At 58.9% G+C, this 19092-nt stretch carries 17 protein-coding genes; 3 read left to right on the top strand and 14 right to left on the bottom strand.

What is annotated here, in order from left to right; translation table 11 throughout:
• Positions 1-1197, bottom strand: coding sequence for an ABC transporter substrate-binding protein (locus TSA1_RS15595; protein ID WP_100177138.1), 1197 nt, complete (start codon positions 1195-1197; stop codon positions 1-3).
• Between the two features lie 316 nt (positions 1198-1513).
• Positions 1514-2905: an amidase gene (locus TSA1_RS15590; protein WP_100177137.1), complete on the bottom strand. Its 1392-nt coding sequence runs from the start codon at positions 2903-2905 to the stop codon at positions 1514-1516.
• Between the two features lie 138 nt (positions 2906-3043).
• On the opposite strand from TSA1_RS15590, the gene TSA1_RS15585 reads away from it, so the two are divergent.
• Together TSA1_RS15585 and TSA1_RS15580 are read left to right on the top strand one after the other, a co-directional pair.
• A complete protein-coding gene (locus tag TSA1_RS15585) occupies positions 3044-3841 on the top strand; it encodes an IclR family transcriptional regulator (RefSeq protein WP_100181143.1) in 798 nt (265 codons plus the stop codon).
• A gap of 92 nt (positions 3842-3933) precedes the next feature.
• Positions 3934-4704, top strand: coding sequence for an SDR family NAD(P)-dependent oxidoreductase (locus TSA1_RS15580; protein WP_161497231.1), 771 nt, complete (start codon positions 3934-3936; stop codon positions 4702-4704).
• 150 nt (positions 4705-4854) lie between these two features.
• Here TSA1_RS15580 and TSA1_RS15575 read toward each other — a convergent pair whose 3' ends face one another.
• The 12 genes from TSA1_RS15575 to TSA1_RS15525 all read right to left on the bottom strand — a co-directional run bounded on the left by TSA1_RS15575 (position 4855) and on the right by TSA1_RS15525 (position 18217).
• Positions 4855-6015 (bottom strand): LLM class flavin-dependent oxidoreductase, encoded by a 1161-nt coding sequence (locus TSA1_RS15575; protein ID WP_245448280.1) that lies wholly within the window; start codon positions 6013-6015, stop codon positions 4855-4857.
• A gap of 9 nt (positions 6016-6024) precedes the next feature.
• On the bottom strand, positions 6025-7002 hold the full coding sequence (locus TSA1_RS15570) for a flavin reductase family protein (RefSeq protein WP_161497230.1): 978 nt from the start codon (positions 7000-7002) through the stop codon (positions 6025-6027).
• A 40-nt stretch (positions 7003-7042) separates the two neighbouring features.
• A complete protein-coding gene (locus TSA1_RS39320; RefSeq protein WP_161497229.1) occupies positions 7043-7786 on the bottom strand; it encodes an ABC transporter permease in 744 nt (247 codons plus the stop codon).
• A 65-nt stretch (positions 7787-7851) separates the two neighbouring features.
• Positions 7852-8694 carry an ABC transporter permease gene (locus tag TSA1_RS39315; protein WP_161497228.1) on the bottom strand — a complete coding sequence of 281 codons (843 nt, stop codon included), beginning with the start codon at positions 8692-8694 and terminating at the stop codon, positions 7852-7854.
• 11 nt (positions 8695-8705) lie between these two features.
• Positions 8706-9470, bottom strand: a complete 765-nt coding sequence (locus TSA1_RS15560; protein ID WP_100177132.1) for an SDR family NAD(P)-dependent oxidoreductase — start codon at positions 9468-9470, stop codon at positions 8706-8708.
• Between the two features lie 58 nt (positions 9471-9528).
• On the bottom strand, positions 9529-10614 hold the full coding sequence (locus TSA1_RS15555) for an ABC transporter ATP-binding protein (protein ID WP_245448278.1): 1086 nt from the start codon (positions 10612-10614) through the stop codon (positions 9529-9531).
• 4 nt (positions 10615-10618) lie between these two features.
• Positions 10619-11713 carry an ABC transporter substrate-binding protein gene (locus TSA1_RS15550; RefSeq protein ID WP_100177131.1) on the bottom strand — a complete coding sequence of 365 codons (1095 nt, stop codon included), beginning with the start codon at positions 11711-11713 and terminating at the stop codon, positions 10619-10621.
• On the bottom strand, positions 11713-13170 hold the full coding sequence (locus TSA1_RS15545) for a M20 family metallopeptidase (protein WP_245448276.1): 1458 nt from the start codon (positions 13168-13170) through the stop codon (positions 11713-11715). Before TSA1_RS15545 ends, TSA1_RS15550 begins: the two co-directional genes overlap by 1 nt.
• On the bottom strand, positions 13167-14066 hold the full coding sequence (locus TSA1_RS15540) for a polysaccharide deacetylase family protein (protein WP_100177130.1): 900 nt from the start codon (positions 14064-14066) through the stop codon (positions 13167-13169). The genes TSA1_RS15545 and TSA1_RS15540 overlap by 4 nt, the downstream gene beginning before the upstream one ends.
• A gap of 438 nt (positions 14067-14504) precedes the next feature.
• Positions 14505-15257, bottom strand: coding sequence for an SDR family NAD(P)-dependent oxidoreductase (locus TSA1_RS15535; protein WP_100177129.1), 753 nt, complete (start codon positions 15255-15257; stop codon positions 14505-14507).
• Between the two features lie 12 nt (positions 15258-15269).
• Positions 15270-17027, bottom strand: a complete 1758-nt coding sequence (locus TSA1_RS15530) for a M28 family peptidase (RefSeq protein WP_100177128.1) — start codon at positions 17025-17027, stop codon at positions 15270-15272.
• Positions 17028-17077: 50 nt separating this feature from the next.
• Complete coding sequence (locus TSA1_RS15525) at positions 17078-18217, bottom strand: LLM class flavin-dependent oxidoreductase (protein WP_100177127.1); 1140 nt, start codon at positions 18215-18217, stop codon at positions 17078-17080.
• Between the two features lie 135 nt (positions 18218-18352).
• On the opposite strand from TSA1_RS15525, the gene TSA1_RS15520 reads away from it, so the two are divergent.
• Positions 18353-19084 carry a GntR family transcriptional regulator gene (locus TSA1_RS15520; RefSeq protein WP_100177126.1) on the top strand — a complete coding sequence of 244 codons (732 nt, stop codon included), beginning with the start codon at positions 18353-18355 and terminating at the stop codon, positions 19082-19084.
• Positions 19085-19092 lie beyond the last annotated feature (8 nt).

The raw sequence follows: 19092 nt of genomic DNA, 5'->3' as shown, positions 1-19092 counted from the left end.
CTATAGCTTGCAGCCCGTCTTGTCGGGCGAGAGGAACGCCTTCTCGGCAGATAAGACCTCGACGTAGTCATCTTTGTCACGCATCTTGGCCTTCGGCTTGCCCAACAGGAGATAATAGTCCTTCAAGACTTGATGATCTTCCGCACGAACCTTCTCGAGTCCCGTCGGGCCTTCAAAGCTGAGCGTCTCGAAGGCCTTGATCACCGCCGGCACATCCGTGCTACCTGCCTTATTCAGAGCTTCTACCGTCGCCTGCGTACAGGCCCAGCCGGCGGTCAGAAGATAGCTGGGCGTCACTTTGAGCTTCTCCTTGATCACTCCCGAGAGCAGCCGATTGCCGGGGGTATCCACGCCATGCCAGTAGTTTGCACCGAAATAGACGCCCTCGCAGATATCCGGGCCCAGAGACTGGAATTGATCGAGGCCCGTAGACCAAACGACGACAATTTTCGTGTTGCGCTTCATCCCGAAGCTGACGGCCTGCCGCAGCACGTCGATCGTCTGGCTGCCGAAATTGCAGATGCAAAGCACGTCGGGCTGCGCTGCGATTGCAGCGGTGATGAAGCCGCTATACTCGCGATCGCTCAGAGAATGATAGCTGTTGCCAATGTGCTGGCCACCGAGCTCGCCCAATACATCCTTCAGGTTCTTCAAGAGACTGTCGCCGAAGACGTATTGACCTGTGATCGTGTACCACTTCTTCGCGTCGGGGAACTGCTTCATGAAGGGGCGCACGGTTGTGTTCACCGCGCTGTAGGTCGCGACCGGCCATCGAAAGGTATTTTTGTTGCAGAGCGAACCGGTCATCTCGTCGGCGCCGGCCTGATTGATGTAGACGCCACCGCTGTTTGCAACTTCCTTCGCGACCGCCAAAGCGATGGCGCTGTTGGTGCAATTCATGAAGAAACGAATGCCGCGATCACGGATGGCATCCTGCGTCAGCCGCACGGCCCGACCCGGGTCGCCCTGGTCGTCCATTTGCACGTACCGAAGAGGCTTGCCCGCAGCGGTCTTGTAGTAGTCGAAGGCGACCTTGCTACCGATATCGACCTGTTCGCCGATATTGGCGAATGTACCGGAAAGAGACACGAGACTACCGATTTCGATCGCATCTTGCTGCGCCCAAGCTCGCCGCAGCAACGCCGGCGCCGCAATTCCTACCGCGGCGGCAGCCAAGATCTCCCTACGATTGCGCATTGATCCCTCCAGTAGAATACGGTCGATGGAATAGCACGCTCGTCGCGCCGATTGAATTGCAATACGATACGAGCGCATCTATTTATATTAGAGCGCAGTGGGCTCTCGCATGCAACACAAAAGCTTCACCTAACGTCGCGGAATGCGCGCTCTCGCCGTTTTGCCGCAGGTGCACGCGATCTCGGCGGGGCGCTCAAGTAATGGACAACGAACGATGGATTGCAGAGCAGTCGCGCTCTGCAACAATTCTTGTGAAGGACTTGCCGGCAGCAAATAGAAACAGGAGAGGACGCGCGCCGAGCGCACGCCCTCTGACTCAAATGGAGCGCGGCGGAATGGTCTCCGCGATCCAACGCGCAATGCCGGCGAGACGGTCGTCCGTGTGCTGCTGGCCGATCACTTGGACGCCTACGGGAAGCCCTTTCACCGCGAGCATCGGTATCGTGATCGTAGGTGCTCCAAGCAGCGATGTAACGGCATTGTAGTTGGGAAGACCGGTGGTATGGACCACGCCCGAGTCCACCCCCTTGTTGTCGAGCCGCGGCGCCGGACCGATCGAAGACGGGGAGATGATTGCGTCGGCGATATGTGCAATCGAGGCATGCGCGGCTCTTGCGGTTTCCCGTCTCGAAATCACGAGCCGATAGTCATCCTGCGTCATTTGCCGCGCGATATCCAGGCGCGACGTGAGGCTATCGCTGAGACCTCCGCCGAATTGCTGCACGAGATTCTCGAGCGACCAACGCATTTCGTACGCACAGATGTCCCGTGTTATTTCCAGGCTCTCGCCGATTGCTCGTTCAAATGCCTCAACGAGAGAATGTTCGCTGCGACGAGTGATCTCCACACCGGCGCGACCGAGATCGGATAGCAGGTCCTCGAAGGCACCTCTCGTATCGTGGTCGAGTTCGGGCCACCCCTGCGCCTCCATGACGATAAGTCGGGTCGGTCGCTCAGCCGCGCGAAGTTCCGAGCCGCCGAAGAGGCCCGGATATCCCGGATCTCCGCCGGAGCGCTTCGCGATCTCGATCGAGACATGCCACATGTCCGCCAGACTTCCGGCATGGACCCCGAGATGGCTTTGACTGAAGCCCTGGCGCTCGCCCCGGTTCAGGGCGCCCATCGTCGGCTTAATGGCGTAATTCGCACAGAAGCTCGCGGGCCGGATGACGGAGCCGACAACTTGGGTCCCGATGGCAGCCGGCACCATACCCGCTCCGATCACCGCCGCGGAGCCGCTTGAGGATCCTCCCGGTGTGTGGATCGGGCTAAAGGGATTCGTCGTGGGCCCGGGATGAGACATACCCAGCTCGGTGGTTACCGTCTTTCCAAGAACGATCGCACCGGCCGCTCTGAGCGCTTGAATGCAAGCGGAGTCTTGCTTCGGAAAGTTATTCTCGTACAGCGGCGAGCCCATACGCGTGGGCATATCCCTGGTCATCAAGAGATCTTTGATGCCAACGGGCATGCCGTCGATCGAAGATAGCGGACGTCCCGATTGATACCTCTTGGTCGATGCATCCGCAGCGGACCTCGCTCCCGGGATGTTCATTTCCACCCAAGCACGTAAGACGGGCTCTCGGGCCTCGATCACCTCCAGACATTTCTCCAGATATTTTCGTGGGTTGCTCCGTCCCTCCTTGAATGCGGGCACCGCATCGTGGAAGGTGAGCGGCCGAAATTCGGCCGGATTATATTGCGCTGACAATGGACAACCCCTTCAGTTCGTTTCAGTCGTATTGCAATACGATACGATCGGATCGATCTATAATGTCTGTTCTGGCGCATGACGTCAACGTCCCGACGTTGCGTTGGAGTTCAAGAAATGAGCAGGGAGACTGGGATAATGGCCAAGCGTGCGACCGGACGGAAGCAGGCGACCCGATCAGATGATCGCGAGGACAAGCTCTACGTAAAATCGGTCGGCAAGGCCTTTCGGATATTGGAGGGGTTTGCGGACTCCGCAAACGGTTTGTCCTTATCCGAGCTGGCGGAAGCGGCCGATCTGGACAAGAGCGCAACTCAGCGGCTCGTCCACACCATGGTCAAATTGGGATATCTTGAGAGGACGAGTCTCGGTCACCGGCCAGGTCGACGCCTCCTGCAGAGATCGTTCGACTATCTGCGCGGACATCCGCTGATCACGCATTCCCTGCCGATCTTGGCCGAGCTCCGGCGCGACGCCCAGGAAAGGATCGATCTCAGCTTGTTTGACGATGTCGCGATGTTGTATCTCGTCCGCCTCCAAAGCAAGCGCGACAGCCTTTACGGATATCTCAGCGGAAGAAGCGTTCCGACCTTCTGCACGTCGGGAGGGCGCGCCGTGTTATCCCAGCTTCCCCTCGAGCAGGTAAAAGACATCCTCAATCGGTCCGACCTCGTCAAAGTGACGCCCAAGACGGCGATTGCCAAGGAGCAGATCCTTGCCCGCGTCCAAGAGGCGCGGGATGCGGGTTACGCAGTGGTGGTCGAGGAAATGATGGTCGGGGAAATCGCGTGCGGCGTCGCAATTCTCGATGATGCGGGAAAGCCCATCGGTGCGGTACACGTCGCTGGCTCCTTGGCCGAATGGTCCCCGTTCGACTTCGAGAAGCGGTTTGCCCCGCTAGCGGTGCAAGCGGCACGAGCTATTTCCGCCGTCTGAATTGTAATGCGATACTATCGCATCACAAATTTGACCAATCCTTCGATCCGTGGAAAGGTCCTCTCTCGCAAACCTATTGTGAGAGAGGAAACATGAAGCGTTCTGCGATCGTTACAGGCGCCGCCGGAGCAATTGGGCGCGCCACTGTCGCAAGACTAGCGGCGTCCGGCTTCGGCATCATGCTTGTCGACCGCGATGAAGAGGCTTTGAAGGAAGTCGTCGGTAGCATCGCAGGAATGTCGGTCTATTCGCACGTTGCGGACGTAACCAATCCCGAAGATGTAAGAAGCGCGACAGAACATGCCATCGCGTCCTTCGGGACGGTCGACACGCTCATCAACATCGCGGGTGGCGGCGGCCCCAAAAAGACTCTCAGTATCGAAGACATCGATTTGGATCTCTGGAATCACGTGATGGCTCTCAACGTGACCAGTACCTTCCTGTTCTCGCAAGCCGTGATGGCCGGCATGAGCAAGAAAGGCTTTGGGCGTATCGTCAACTTTTCTTCCATTTTGGCGTTCGGCGAGAAGGGACCACCCACAACGGTGCCTGGCCGCCTGGCTTATGCGACTGCCAAGGCGGCGCTGATCGGACTAACGGCCCAGCTCGCAAAGGATGTCGGCAAGAACGGCATTACGGTCAACTGCATCGTGCCTGGACTCATTCTCGGTCAGCCGGGGACCCGAGTGAGGGGCAGATTCGATGCGTTGCCGGATAGCGAGCAGGCGCGAATGCTGGAAGGCTATCCATCGGGTCGTGCCGGGACGTCCGAAGACGTAGCCACTGCCGTCGAATTCCTCGTGTCCGAGGGAGCCGGCTACATATCGGGCGTCGCCCTTCCCGTCGATGGAGCCTACCTCTGAATTCGCGGTGCCGCCAAAGAGAGATCGCCGACGCGAATGCGAGCGATGGTTCAAGGCGTTGCCTCGGCCCGAAAGGAAGAGGCGGCCTGACAAGTGCCAATTTCGGCCTGCCGATCAGCAGTATGGTCGGCAGGCGATTTTCACTTCCCTTTATGCCGCGACTTCGCGATCGAGCTTCGGCTTGAATGGAGCCCGCAAACCACGTTGTTCAAGTAGCGGAAGCGCCTGAGAGATGAAGCGGTGAAGTCCGTCGTCGAAGTCGACGAACGAGCAAAGCACTCCGTCCAGGCCCACATCGCACAAGCCCTCCATCTTCTCAGCGATTATGTCCGCGGTTCCCACCAGGATGTTGCCCCCGGCTCCGGCTGCGATTCGCTTTCGGAGCTCCTTCATCTTTTCCGGTGAAGCTATCTGCGACTGCGCACCCACTCCAGCGGACCAGGCATCGACGCTTTCGACATCCTCCATCTCCACCGCGTAATGGTGAAGATACTTCTCGGCCTCCTCCTTGGTGTCCCGCTGGACGACTGGACAATAGGTCCAGACTTGGACCTCACGTCCGAAGGAACGCGCCGTATTCTTATACATGTCGATCTGCCGCTTCCATTCCGAAGGATCATCGGATTGCAGGATTACGAAGCACAAATCGGCGTGTTGACAGGCGAACCTCATGCCCCGTGGCGACCCACCGGCGTTCATGATGGGCGGGTGCGGCTTCTGCACCGGCTTCGGCATCGACGCTCCACCGGACACGCGGTAGAATTTTCCCTCGTAGTCGAACTCCTCCTTCTCCGTCCACATCTTCTTGATGACGGTAAGCCATTCCTCGAGCTGTTCGTATCTCTCGTCATGTTCGCGCATCGGCGCGCCGAACATCTCCAATTCGTGCTTGTTCCAGCCACCTACGACGTTCAGGCCCAGGCGACCGTTCGAAATGATATCGATGGTCGCACATTGCTTAGCGCAAGTTATCGGGTGGATGGTCGGCGCATGCGAGGTCGGCATGACGGCCGAATAATTGGTGGCCTGCGCGATTCCCGCGGACCAGGTAAACGGGTCCAGAACAATGCCGCTCGTATGATCTGGTTTGCCCGGCATGTAGGCCTTCCATCGCGCATACGCCACGATCGCCTCGAAACCCGCGGCATCGGCCGTTTGGGCGGTTCGAACGGAGTTGGGCCAAGTCGGCTGATACAGTTCGGGAACCCTGGTTTGCGCACCACCCTTCCCGTTCGTTCCGAATATGCCGAGCTTGAGTTTGTTGCTGTTTCTGAGAGGATTTGTCATCTGCTTCGACTCCGCTGCCTGCATTTCCATTTCTTATTGCGGCTCTCGATAGGCCGGAACATTGTCCAGCCGGCCGCCGAACGCTTCAATGATCTCCCGCGTCTTGCTGATTTGCGCTGCAGAGAAGCGCATCAGCTTGTTGGCCTCGGCCGCGTGCGCAAGCCGGCCAAGTTTCGCATTTTGCTCCAGACCGAGCACGGTGAGCTGCAACGAACCATCGGAGCCACGACCGATCCACTCCTTGCGCTCCAGCGAGGCGATCCCATCCGTTGCCGCATCCAGATCCAGGAGGGAGATGCGTGCAAGCCCCTCGAGACTGAGCCCCGGACTGAGTTCGAGGTGGTACATCAAGCGGCTCTCGTTCATCGTGAAGCCGACCGAGTGGGCCTCTTCGCGAAATTCCGACGCCCTCTGCAGAAACGCTCTCCTAAACATGGTAAGGAACGTCGGATACGGATCGCCTCGCTGGTCGGCATTGGTTAGGGACGCATCCACATTGTCGATCGCCAAGCTGAACCTTCCTTGAGTGAACACAAGCGGCCGGCGCTCGTAGCGAGCAAAATAGCTTACCTCGCCGACCACGATGAGGTGATCGCCACCCTCGTATTCCACTCTGCGGACGCATTCGAACTGGGCCGTCACTCCGGCCAACAACGGCGCGCCAGTCGCTCCCGGCTTCCAGTCGACGTCTTTGAACTTGTCCGTCCCCGACTTGGCGAATTGGGAAGCCAACTGGGCCTGGTCGGACGCAAGGACGTTGATCGCGAACGACTTCGCCGCAGCAAAGATGGGCCAACTGGTCGACGTCTTCTTGACGGACCAGAGCACCAAGGGTGGATCGAGGGAGACGGAACTGAACGAGTTGGCCGTGATGCCCGCACGCCCCCCATCGGATTCGGCCGTGATGATCGTCACGCCGGTTGAAAAGTGGCCTAATGCGCGACGAAATGCGTCCGAGTTGCCCTGCGGCGCACCGCTCTCCAGAGCGCCAGGCCGATTTGAGTTTGTCACTCCGCCCTCCTTGAGGTTTCGATGAGCCAAGATCTCGCTCTCAGCTCATAAGTTTCGCCAGGCCCACGGATCGCTCAATCGCAAGGACCGCCAGAGCCGATAGAAGAATAAGGATGGTCGATACCGCGCAGATCGTCGGATCGGCGTAGAACTCCGTGTAGTTGAAGAGTTCGATCGGAAGCGTGGTCATGCCCGGGCCGACCACGAAGAACGACACGGCGAATTCATCAAAGGACATGATGAGGCTGAAGATCGCGGCCGCGAGAAGCCCCGGCCGCAGCAACGGGACGAGCACCTCACGCCAAACGAATACTCGGCGAGCTCCCAGCACGGCCGCCGCTTCCTCGAGGTGCGGGTCGATGCTGTGGAAGGTGCCGATCATCGCCCGTACGGCATATGGAAGCGTCACGATCGTATGCGCAACGATCAATCCGGGAACGGTACGAAGAAGGCCAAGTGAACCCAGGACCATCGTCAACGCGATAGCGAGGACGATAGAAGGGAAGATCAGCGGCGACAGCAACACCAACTCCAACAGCACTTTGCCGCGGAACGCGCGTCGCACGATCGCGTAGGCGGCCAGTCCCCCAGCTGCGAGTGAGATGAGAGTCGCGATTACGGAAACTGCGAGACTCAAAAAAAACGACCTGATGAATTCCGCGCGCGAGATCGCATTCGCAAACCACTTTAACGTAAAACCGTGGATCGGAAACGTGACGGTCGGGTCGGTGTTGAATGCGCTTGGAATGACGATGAGGATCGGCAGCAACAGAAAGACAACCACGATCCCTACGATCCAAAGATTGAGGATCCTCCAGACGGACGGAAGCGACCGAGCGGACTCTATCATCAACGCCTCCCCAATCGACGAATTAGGACGCTGTACCCCGCCACAAGAAGCAGCGTGAAGAATGTGAGAAGCATCGCCGAAGCCGCACCCGCCGGCCAATCGCCGGTTTCGAGGATCTGTTGCTGGATCGCCGTGGCCAGAACAGTCACGTTGCCTCTGCCCAACCAGAGCGGTGTGAGATACACGCCCGTCGTCAGGCAAAACACGATGATGCTGCCTGTGGCCATTCCCTGTGCGGAAAGCGGAAGAACGATCTGCAGAAAGGATCGGACGGGACGTGAACCCAGTGTCGCCGCTGCTTCGCTTAGCGACGGGTCTATCCGGCCGAGCGTGGACGTGAGCGACAAGATCATGAACGGAAGAAAAACATGGACCAGGCCGATCGCGACCGTCCAAAAGCTGCGCATCATCTGCACGGGCGCGGCAACCAGTCCAAGCCCGACCATCACTTTGTTGAGCAATCCTTCGTTCCCAAGCAGTATGGTCCAACCGAACATCCGGACCACAATGCTGACGATCAGCGGCGTCAGCACGGCCAGAAATACGAGATGCGCTATCCTCGAACGGCCGAGCACAAGGAACCATGCCACCGGATAGCCGAACAGCAGGCAAATCAAAGTCACCACTGTCGCAAGCGAGATTGTCCTTAACCCGGCCTGCAAAAGAAATCTGTTCTGGAAAAACTCGCGATAGTGCTCAAACGTGATGGCAGTCCAGCCGGGAAAATTATCGAGCACGGAGATGCCAAACATCAACACGGCAGAGAGCACCATGAGGCAGCCAATCACCGATGCCGGGGTCAGCAAGATCGAAAGAGGGGTGTCCCTGGTCGCTGTGGTCATCCGCCGCATGCTCAGTTAATGAAGGCGCCGCCGTCGACGTCGATGATCTCACCGGTCAGATAGTTGGGTTGTACCGTCGCGAGAAATTGCACGATCACCGCGATGTCGTCAGGAGTTCCGATGCGTCCCAACGGGATCCCGCGGGCGATCATCTCTTTCCCCTGCTCACCGATCATCTTGAGGGTCAGCGCGGTTTCGATGAGACCAGGACATACGGCGTTTACGGAGATGTCGGGCGCCAGCTCCTTAGCCAATCCACGCGTCAGGCCCAAAATCCCGGCCTTGGAGGCAGCGTACGCGAATTTACTCACAGCGGACGGCGTACCACCCGTGTGAGCGTTAACCGAAGAAATATTGATTATACGTCCAGCGGCGGCTCCGACCATGTGGGAGGCTATGGCCTTGCACCAATTGAATGTCCCTTTGAGATTTACCGCTATTACAAGGTCCCATTCCTGTTCGGTAATGTTGAGCAGCCCCTTTGGCTGAGACACGCCGGCGCTATTGACCAGGACATCGACTCGGCTCCAGGCATCCATGATCCGCTTTGCGTTCGAATGTACGCCATCGAAGGATCGAACGTCGTCCGTCAGGGGCATCAGTTCGCTCCGTTCGACTCCTAATGAAGCCGTCGCAGTCTTCAGGTCGGGTTCAGAGATATCGGTAATAGCGACACGAAATCCGCTGGCGATCAGCCGCGCGGCGCACGCGAAGCCTATTCCTTTTGCGCCTCCGGTCACTACGGCAACGGGCTTTTCGGACTCGGGCTTGACCATCTATTGCTCTCTTACGGCCTGGCCGCACGCGGTTGGAATGAAAAGGCAGCAGTGATATTCAAAGGACAACAATGTTGCGAGCGTCCCAGTTCACCCAGATGGGCTGGCCGACCCGAGGGCCTTCATCATCGCGGCTCGACCTGTTCGTGATCAGAACCGTGAGGGGCTTTTGCAAACCGACGTCGACGAAACAATGGGTCACGGAACCAGAATAGGACACGTGCACGATCTTTCCGGGAAGCGAGCTTCCTGCAGCACCGGGCACTTCATCGAGCGACAATTTTTCAGGCCTGACGAATATCGAGACGTGCGCCGCAGATATCGCGTCGGGAGGTAGCTCCAAGACCGCCTTCTCTGAAATCGCAATCCGCTTCTTCCCATCAAATTCGACGACCTTACCTTGCATAAGGTTCGACATTCCTATGAAGTCAGCCACGAAAGCGTCGCGGGGGCGCTCGTAGATCTCCTTCGGACTGTCGTCTTGCAGGATTCGCCCATCGCTCATGACGGCGATTCTGTCGGAAAGCGTGAGCGCTTCTTCTTGGTCGTGCGTCACCATCAGCGTAGTGATACCGATTTCCCGCTGAAGCATCTTCAGCTCGACTTGCATCTGCTCGCGTAGCTTACGGTCAAGTGCACCCAGAGGCTCGTCCAGCAGAAGTAGTTTGGGATCGGTTACCAGCGCCCGGGCCAACGCCACACGCTGCTTTTGGCCTCCCGACAACTTTTCGGTAGATCTCGGACCGAAATCGTCGAGCCGGACGAGCTTAAGCGCATCTCGGACCTTCGCCTCGATCGTGGTTCTGGAGACCTTTCGCGTCCGCAAGCCAAAGGCGATGTTCTCGGCGACCGTCATGTGCGGGAACAACGCGTAATTTTGGAAGACGACGCCAATATTGCGTTGCCAGACGGGAACGCCGGTGATGTCCTTGTCTCCCAGCGCGATCGTACCGGAGTCAGGCATTTCTAGACCGGCGATCATGCGGAGCAATGTCGTCTTCCCGCAACCGCTGGGACCGAGCAAGCTGATGAACTCCCCGGGCCTGATCGCAAGAGAGACGTCCTTGACGACCCTCGCGCCACCGAAACTCTTGGCAACCGAGTGGACGCTGAGCGCCGCAATCGCGATTTGTCCGAGCATCATCGTCTTACGACTTTAAGGTTCGTTCGATGAGTGCCTTCGTCGCCGCAAATTTTGTGGCGACCTGCCGTGCGTCCAACCTGATGAGCCTCTTGCCGGCGTCCCCAGCCGAGATCACCGCGGGATTGGTCTGAAGTTCGGATGGAATTGCCAAGGATCCGACCGCAGGTGAAATGAGCGCGTTCTTCAGCCAAGCCGTCTGGCACTCGTCCGACAACCAGACATTGAGATACCTTTGGACAAGCTCTGTAACCTTCGGCGAAAACCCCACGCAGGATTGCAGCTGATTGGACCAGAGGGTCGCTCCCTCCTTTGGAAAGGCGAACGCGACACGTTTTCCTTGAAGACGCGCCTGCTCGCACCAGGCACCCCAATGTGGCGCGAGCCACACTTCTCCGCGATGGACCATATCTTCTTCGGCAATGGGCGACGTCGACCACACTCCGATATTCTTGCGATGGGGCTCCCACGCCTTGACGCCATCCTCCACCGATGGCGACTTGCCCGTCGCGACGGCCGCCATGGCGTAAGCATCGAAGTACGTTTCCCACATCGCTACCCGCCCCTCGTACTTGGGATTCCAGAGATCCGTCCAAGACGTCGGCGGTTCGACCCGATCCGGGTTGTACATGATCCCGAACGGCGTCTGCTGGAACGTGACGCCGTCACCTCCGGGCAGCAGCAGATCCTTGGGAACACGCTTCGCGTTTGGCATGTATTCCGGGTTGATGGCTGCCCACATCTTGTCGATCGACCCTCGCGCCGAGAATAGATCATTGAACATTCCGCCGCTGATCACTGGATTGTTCCGTTGCGCGAGCATCTTCGGATAGGCGGCGGCGTTGGCGGATACTTCCAACTGAATGGCGACGCCGGGGTACTGGCTCTTGAAAATCGGAAGAGCAACGTTGTTGATCGTGTCCGCCACCGGTCCGCCCTGAATGAGGATCGTCAGCTGGCTCACATCTTCGGAAGAAGATTGCGCCAGTGCCTGTGCGAAGGTCGCGAGATCGCCTCCCGCTGCCCCCAGGGCAACAAGTCCCTTAAGGATTGTGCGCCTGTTGATCGACTCAGACTTGGTATTCAGCCCCGAGACCTTCATCAGATCCTCCCATTGTTGCGCGTCGGAGGAAGGCCTGTTCCTTCTCCGAGATCCCAGTACAGTCCCGCCATTCCTCGTAACCCTTCCCGGACCACCGAGATGGGCACATGCTCGTTGACGCCATGATTTGCCGCAGCCGGGTAGGAGTGCGGTATCCAGATTGTGCGCATGTTCAGCAAGTCGCTGAAAATGTCGTTGGGAAGCGATGCGCCGACGTTCGGAAGGACCACGACCGATTTCCCGATCGACCGCTCGAGCGATCCACGAACCCAGCCCACCCAGGGGTCGTCGGGATCGAGACGGGTTGCGTGGAATACCTCGTCATCCGTTTGCGAGACATCGATCATTCCCAAACCGGATCGGTCGAGATGCTCGCGGAGCGCGGGGAGTATCCTAGTTTCATCGACGCCGACAACGAACCTGAGCTGGCACACGGCGAAAGCGTAGGCCGGAACCGCGTTCATCGGCGCCCCGGGACGTCCGGCATCGAACGCCAACACTTCGAACGAGGTCCAACCGTAGACTTTCTCGGCGGCGCTTAAACCAGGCTCGCCCCAACCATGGTCGATCTTCGGGCCCAGCTCATCGTCTGAAACGACGCAGTCGCGGAGCGCCGCACGCACAGCATCCGGAATTTCCGGAGGAAGCCATTCATCGATTCGGATCTGACCGGTCGCGGAGGCGATGGAGCCGAGACCGTGGGCAAGCTGAAGTGCCGGATTGCTGAGCAGTCCACCCCAATTGCCGGAGTGGTAGGTGCCGCTTCTCGCGTCGATCGAAAGCTTGAAACTGATGGCGCCTCTCGCGCCGAGATATATGGTCGGCCGATCGGCCGAGATGCGCGGGCCGTCGGCGGCAATGAGGATATCGGAGCGTAGAAGGTCTCTGTTTTCGGCGCACATCTGGCGCAAGCCGGGCGACCCGACCTCTTCGCCGGTCTCGATCAGAAACACCGAATTGAAGCCAAGATACCCGCGGGTCTCAAGCACCGCCCGCATCGCGGCCATGTTCAGGTAATGCTGGCCCTTGTTGTCAGCGACACCTCGGCCGTACCAGCGCCCCTCCGCAGCAGTAAGCTTCCAAGGCATCAGATCCTGACGCCAACCGCCCAGCCCTTCCACTACATCGCCATGTCCATAACACATGATGGTGGGCAGCGACTCGTGCTCCTGCCTCCGCGCGACCAGGAAAGGGCCCTTTGCTTCCCGATGCTCGATGATATGGCAGGCGAATCCCAAGGCCTCCAGGTACGGGACGACGAGTTCGGCCAGATACGAGACAAGCCCGCTCCGCGAATCCGCCCGCTGACTCTCCGTCCGGCAAGCTATCGCGCGCGACAACTCCTCGAATAGCGTCCCGTCCTCCAACGCCGCCTCGGCGGCGGCGATGGCAGCTTCCCTGCTCGGCTGCTCTCGCTCCGCTCCGCCGATCGTGCGGTTTGTTAGGGTCATCCTCATGAGTTATCGCGAACCCATCGGGCCACTTCGCCGTGCGATGCGAACCAAACGTCACCAAGCGATCTGGCATACCGAACGATCTCCTCGAGTATCCAGATGCGCGATCGATACGTGATAATGTGAGGATGCATAGTCAGATTGAAGATGCCGCCTTCGTTGTAGGCCGCATCTAGCTCACGCTTGAAGATGTCGAAGACACCGGCCGGCGGAGTGTATGGGCGCAAGCCTTGAAAGCGGTTCATCATGAAATAGACTGCGTCATCCCGCACCCACTCGAAGGGCACCTCTACGATACCCGACGGCTCGCCGTTGATCAGCAGCTCGTAGCAATCGTCGTCGGCGCCGAGCGAGGAGTCGTATTCGAGACCGGTCTCCTGCAGCAGGCGCAGAGTGTTCTCGCTAAAATCGGCGGACGGGCTGCGTAGGCCGTAGGGACGCTGTCCCGTGATGGATTCGATGGTGTCGATGGAACGCAGCATCAGATCTCGCTCATCGTTGATGGCGAGGACAGAGTTGAGCTCGTGAATCCAGCCGTGAATTCCGATCTCGTGACCACCATCCACGATCCGCTTCTGCTCGTCCGGGTACAGCATGGCCGTGACGGCAGGCACGTAAAAGCTTGCAGGCGTCTCGTATTTTTCCAGGAGCGACAATATTCTAGGCACTCCCACGCGGTTGCCGTACTGCCCCCAAGCCAGCCTACCGATCGATTTGCCGCCTTCGCGTAGTTCGCTCGTGTCATGATCGGAATCGAACGAAAGAGCGATGGCGCACTTCGCGCCGCCCTTCCAGTGCTTCGGCTTGAGAGACCGCCCTGCTCGAACCCTGGAAACGAGTCCGCGCCAATGCTTCTCAGGCCATTGCCACGGTTCCAATCCGCCGGCGGTCTCGCTCATATTGGCATTCCCGTTCTTTGAGGATGCCCGACGCTAGGGTTTACCGAGAAGCGAATCCAATCCGAAATCCTTTTGTCAGCGGTAAGCGAAACTTTTGGCGCACCGGGTTCACCACAAACAATGCCTTGCCGGGCGCAGCGCAAACGCTAGGAGCGGCCGCATCAGACGGCAGTTAATCGAGCGCTGCCGCTATTCGATCTCGGTCGCGGTACGCCGCGACTTCGAGCCGGACTGACGGTGTCCAATGTCTTTCCGAAAAAGCAGATCAGACGTCGCGCGCCTTCATCGACAGCCACATGTCGCGCAATCCGATTTCAGCTGGTGCGCGTGTCGATCTGCCATCCTAAGAGACAGCCACCAGGCGCATCACGACCGCGGCGGCTAGTACACGCCATCTCGCGCCTGCGGATCGCGAATGCCCGGTCAAGTGTCGGGCACTTACGCCCGCCCACCATCCACCGAAATGACTTGCCCGGTAATCCAGCTCGCCTGAGCACTAGCGAGAAATAGAGTCGCGCTGGCAATATCCTCGGGTGTGCCCAAACGTCCGGTATTGATTTGCGCCAGGACCTGAGATCGGCGCTCTGGTGTCCATCCTTCCCATTGGTTTCGAGCATCCGGACTGGAAAGGATAAAGCCAGGGGCAACCGAATTGACGGTTACGCCGCCACCGGCCAATCCGACCGACAGCTGCTTCATCAGTCCGATGACGGCATGCTTGGACGATGTGTACCCGTGAAGACCGGTCAGGCTCGGTCGAAGGCCGGCTCCCGAGGAAATAACGATGATCCGGCCCCACTTGGCTTTCGTCATGACCGGAGCTGCGGCCTGCGATAGCCAAAGCGCGCTTTTGACATTCGCACCCATGATGCGATCCCAATTCTCATCGGTGATCCCTTCCAGGGACAGACCGGCAAGACCGGCAATCCCCCCCGCTGCGAGAGCCAGGACGTCCAGACGCCCCTCCTCCGCGACCACGGAGCGCACCAGCTCCGCTGACGCTTCACGTTTGGACAGATCCACCACGTGAGCGGCCATTTTTAGATCGCGGCCCACCTCGATGATCCCAGGATCCCGGTCGACCAGATGCACTCGCGCCCCTGAATCGCGAAAAGCGGCTCCGATCGCCTGTCCGATCCCCTGCGCGCCGCCGGTGACGATGACGACCTTTCCGTCGAATCTGATGTCCATTTTTTGCCCAGTTCACACTTCGTCGTGGACGACTAACGCCGCAAGCGCCTCATCGATGGCGAGCGCGACACGATTAACGGCTCTCCGCCCAGCGACGCTTGCGAAGAGAAATTGGTCGGATCCTGCTGTCGCGGTTGCGACGGAACGAAGCGGATCGAGCACGGGGTAAGGGTTCTGGCGCAGGGCCGGATCGGGGTCGAAGCGGCTTCCCCGAGTGTAGTCGATCGGCACCAAGGCACGGGTAACAGCAATAAGGGCTCGGTTGACGCTCTTGGCATCTCGGCCGGAAGCGCTCTTCACCGCTTCCTGAAAGTGCTCTACTGCGTCGCTCAACATTCCGACGCGTTTGACAATCGACCCGATGTCCATGCGACCGTCGAGCGCTACTGCAAGTGACGTCAATTCCCGCTGCAAAGCATCCACCTGCCTCCGAATATCGAGCGGCAAAATCTCGTCCGTCAGGAGCCGCCCGATGGCATGTACGTAGATGGAGGTATCCCTTACGAGGAGCGCTGGATCGATCTTGTCGAGGGTATCGTCGGGAGTGTGCCACCACCAGCCGAAGCCGGCCCCCTTGCGAGCACCGCCGCCACCGATGGCAGGCCCCATGACGCTATCGCCCTGCCCGGCCGGCTGCTCGCCCATCGCCATGAAGATCGAAGGAATGCCAATGCCCCAGAAGGATTGATCCCCGGCGCGGCTCATTCGGTGACCTTCGATCTCCTGGCCGCCTTGCGCGCTCACTGCTTCTGCCGCGAGAGCGTACAGCTCGTTCGACGAAAGCGCGTCAGAGAGGACCGTATTGCCCTGGGCTCCGATGGAATCGATATTCACGTGCGCAACGCATCGAGCCGAGAGTTGCTCGAACTTGACGTCCGCATACCACGATGACCCCGAATAGCGTCCGTGCGAATGACCCGACCAGAAGCAGAGCCTCAGATGACGACGGAGATCCTGACGATGTAACGAGAAGATTCGCGCCGCCTCGAGCATGGCAGCGTTAGCACTCCCGTTGTCCATTACGCCGTAGTACCACGTGTCATGATGACCAGAGAACAGGACGAAGCTGTCGTCCAACGGACGGCCAGCTTCGAGATTCGCTTCCAACATCGGCGTCTTTCGCCAGCCGGTATCCACTTCGGCCGTCAAAACCGCCGTGATGTATTCCCCATTCAACAATCGCCCCTTGAGGGCTTCGCCGTCGCTATTTCGTATGCTCAGCACGACAGTCTTCGGCAATAGCTCGAGCTGGTCCGGAGTTGGATTTCCCCAGACCGGGGAAATGCACATCTCGTAGAGATGCTTTGAAGGAGAAATATGGATCTGCCCTATGGCACCGGCCTGGGATGAGCGCAGGCTTGCCGCTGGATTTGCGATTCCGTCTAACAGAACGATCTTCCCTCGCGCATCAGCTCTCGCGAAGTCATCGGGCCCTCCAAGGCCCGCGTAGACGATCTCGCCGCATACGCCTTCTAGTCCGGAGGAGCGAGAGAACGAGTGGGTGATGCACGCTGGCGCCCAATCTCCGACGGTGATCCGTGCCTGCCCGGGCAGGCTGATATAGGCGTCATGCAGAACAAGATCTGTGCTGATGCCGTAGCTTTCCAGTTGGTTGCGAAGATACCCGAAGCTCTCAAGCTCCTCTCGGCTTCCAGACAACTTCACGCGACGAGAAAACTCCTCGAGATGCCGCATCATCGACGAGGCCTGGACGGAAGTGCAAAATTGTTCGAGGATCGGGGCAGCTTTGCGCTCGCTTCCTGCTGTCATCTTCCGTCAGGCCTTGCTCGGTGGGAAATGAATGGATGACTGTGGTGGCGCTACCAAGAATAGTCTCTCGTTTGCGGATGCAACCGAACTCCCTCCCGCTCCAGAATATCGAAGACGGGATGGAGTCTCAGGACCTCTTGCGGAGACCAGACTGGAAGCCGAAACAGCACGCCGTTGAGACCCCAATTGGATTTCGCCTCGATAAGCTGCTCTGCAACCTCGGTTGCCGTTCCGACGAAGTAGGGAAATTTGAAGGGTGTCTTCTTTTCGTTTCTGAGCCGGCCGATTTGACCCGACCATTTCTGGGCCGCCTCGTTCGCCCCGATGCTCGCCATCAGGCTATCGAACATTTCCTTGGCTTCGCCAGGCTCGTCGCGAATCAGAAGGTCCGCAACGACCAGGACTTCGGGTGATTGAGCGATCTTGGCTTCGGCGGCATGATGAGCCAAATCCTCCTTGATCGGCGGCAGATCCGACAATTGGGTCGGAGAGGCAAACATGTAGTCGCAGTGCTCCGCCGTAAAACGTCTTCCACGCTCCGACGCAGCGGCGCAGACGAATACCGGGCGCTCCGCCGGATACGGCCCCTTCATCTTGCCGTGGCACTTGTAGTGCGTCCCTGAAAATTCGGTGCGCTTCAACGAGTCCCACAGCGATTCGATGATCCGGACCGCCTCATCGGAAGCGTCATAGAGAGTGGCGCTATCCGGAAGCGTCTCGAAGCCGAAGAGGCTCGCTTCGTAGTCACGATAACCGTTGACGATGTTCCAACCCCAACGGCCATCGCTCAACCAATCCATGTTAGCCCCGAAGCGCGCGATGTGCGTGGGGTGGAAGAACGTGGAATGCAGCGTGGATATGATGCCGAGATGCTCGGTCACCATGATCAGGGGAGCTGCCAGGGTTAAAGCGTGGAGCCCGGGGTCCTGAAATCCGAAGCGGGTCCCCTCTTCCGAACTCGGTGCGTATCCGTCCCCGAGAAGCACCAGATCCAGAGCCACGTGCTCGCAAGCACGGGCGAGATCCAACTGGATGCCGAGGTCGAGCGGATCAGGATTCAGGGCCGCGATCTTCTCTGACGGCAACAATGTGCGCGTTCCCGGCCAAAATATGCCAAAGCGCATCGTGCCGCCGAAGGCTTTAGGCTTCCGCCTACCTAGAGAAACACCACGGGCGGCCGTCTTGAGCATGAAAACTCCGATGGAACTGGATCGGCGGGTCTTGTTCTGTTATATCATCATTTATGTTTATGACCAGCTTGTCATACAAAAAACTTGTAATGTAATTTTGTTGCGTGCTGATCGCGAGCGAGATAAGCGCTGTGCATGGCGAAGGAGCACGCGACGATGACCGGGACGTATGTCGACGATCTTTCTGTGGCTGGTCAGGCGATCAGCCTGCGCAGCTTGGTGGCCGATCGTCTCCGTCAAGCAATCGTCACCGGACGCTTCCCGCCGGGTAGTCAGTTGCGCGAGCGCGAGCTCTGTGAATTGACGGGGGTCAGTCGACCATCGCTACGCGAAGCGTTTAGGATACTGGAAGCGGAAGGTCTTATTGCCACTGCGCCTCACCGCGGACCGGTCGTCACCGCAATGACCGTCGATGAAGTGGGGCACCTTTATGCGCTTAGGCGGCTGCTCGAGACTTTCGCGGCCCGTGAGTTCGCTCGACGACGTCGGCCAGAGGATATCGTTGCATTGAAGCGCGCGGTGAAGCGGCTCGACGAAATCGAGGCGACCGGCTCGCCCTTTGAACTGCTTGAGGCCGGCACGACATACTACAGCGCGATCGCGGCCGGCAGCGGCAACCCGTATCTCGCTCAAGCCCTCGGTACGCTCCACAACCGGATCAAGCTTATACGCTTCATCTCGCTGCAGAAGGAGGGCCGTGCGCAGGGCATAGAGTCACTTCGTATCTTGGGCGACGCGATCGTCGCCGGCGACGAGGAAGGCGCGGAGCGGATCGTTAGCGAACACCTCGACAGAATAGCTGTCCTGGCCAGGGCAATCGTCGAGTCGGGCTACGCTTTGCCGAGCGAGCCGGCTGTCACCATCTAGAGTTAGAT

Source organism: Bradyrhizobium nitroreducens (assembly GCF_002776695.1).
In the GTDB taxonomy this organism is placed as follows: domain Bacteria; phylum Pseudomonadota; class Alphaproteobacteria; order Rhizobiales; family Xanthobacteraceae; genus Bradyrhizobium; species Bradyrhizobium nitroreducens.
This window is presented reverse-complemented; position numbering and strand designations above follow the sequence as displayed.

Coding starts and splice junctions, on each gene's coding strand:
- TSA1_RS15520 (WP_100177126.1), top strand. CDS start 18,353: ATGGCGAAGGAGCACGCGACGATGACCGGGACGTATGTCGACGATCTT.
- TSA1_RS15525 (WP_100177127.1), bottom strand. CDS start 18,217: ATGCTCAAGACGGCCGCCCGTGGTGTTTCTCTAGGTAGGCGGAAGCCT.
- TSA1_RS15580 (WP_161497231.1), top strand. CDS start 3,934: ATGAAGCGTTCTGCGATCGTTACAGGCGCCGCCGGAGCAATTGGGCGC.
- TSA1_RS15560 (WP_100177132.1), bottom strand. CDS start 9,470: ATGGTCAAGCCCGAGTCCGAAAAGCCCGTTGCCGTAGTGACCGGAGGC.
- TSA1_RS15595 (WP_100177138.1), bottom strand. CDS start 1,197: ATGCGCAATCGTAGGGAGATCTTGGCTGCCGCCGCGGTAGGAATTGCG.
- TSA1_RS15585 (WP_100181143.1), top strand. CDS start 3,044: ATGGCCAAGCGTGCGACCGGACGGAAGCAGGCGACCCGATCAGATGAT.
- TSA1_RS15545 (WP_245448276.1), bottom strand. CDS start 13,170: ATGAGGATGACCCTAACAAACCGCACGATCGGCGGAGCGGAGCGAGAG.
- TSA1_RS15535 (WP_100177129.1), bottom strand. CDS start 15,257: ATGGACATCAGATTCGACGGAAAGGTCGTCATCGTCACCGGCGGCGCG.
- TSA1_RS15540 (WP_100177130.1), bottom strand. CDS start 14,066: ATGAGCGAGACCGCCGGCGGATTGGAACCGTGGCAATGGCCTGAGAAG.
- TSA1_RS15555 (WP_245448278.1), bottom strand. CDS start 10,614: ATGATGCTCGGACAAATCGCGATTGCGGCGCTCAGCGTCCACTCGGTT.
- TSA1_RS15575 (WP_245448280.1), bottom strand. CDS start 6,015: ATGCAGGCAGCGGAGTCGAAGCAGATGACAAATCCTCTCAGAAACAGC.
- TSA1_RS15530 (WP_100177128.1), bottom strand. CDS start 17,027: ATGACAGCAGGAAGCGAGCGCAAAGCTGCCCCGATCCTCGAACAATTT.
- TSA1_RS15550 (WP_100177131.1), bottom strand. CDS start 11,713: ATGAAGGTCTCGGGGCTGAATACCAAGTCTGAGTCGATCAACAGGCGC.
- TSA1_RS39315 (WP_161497228.1), bottom strand. CDS start 8,694: ATGACCACAGCGACCAGGGACACCCCTCTTTCGATCTTGCTGACCCCG.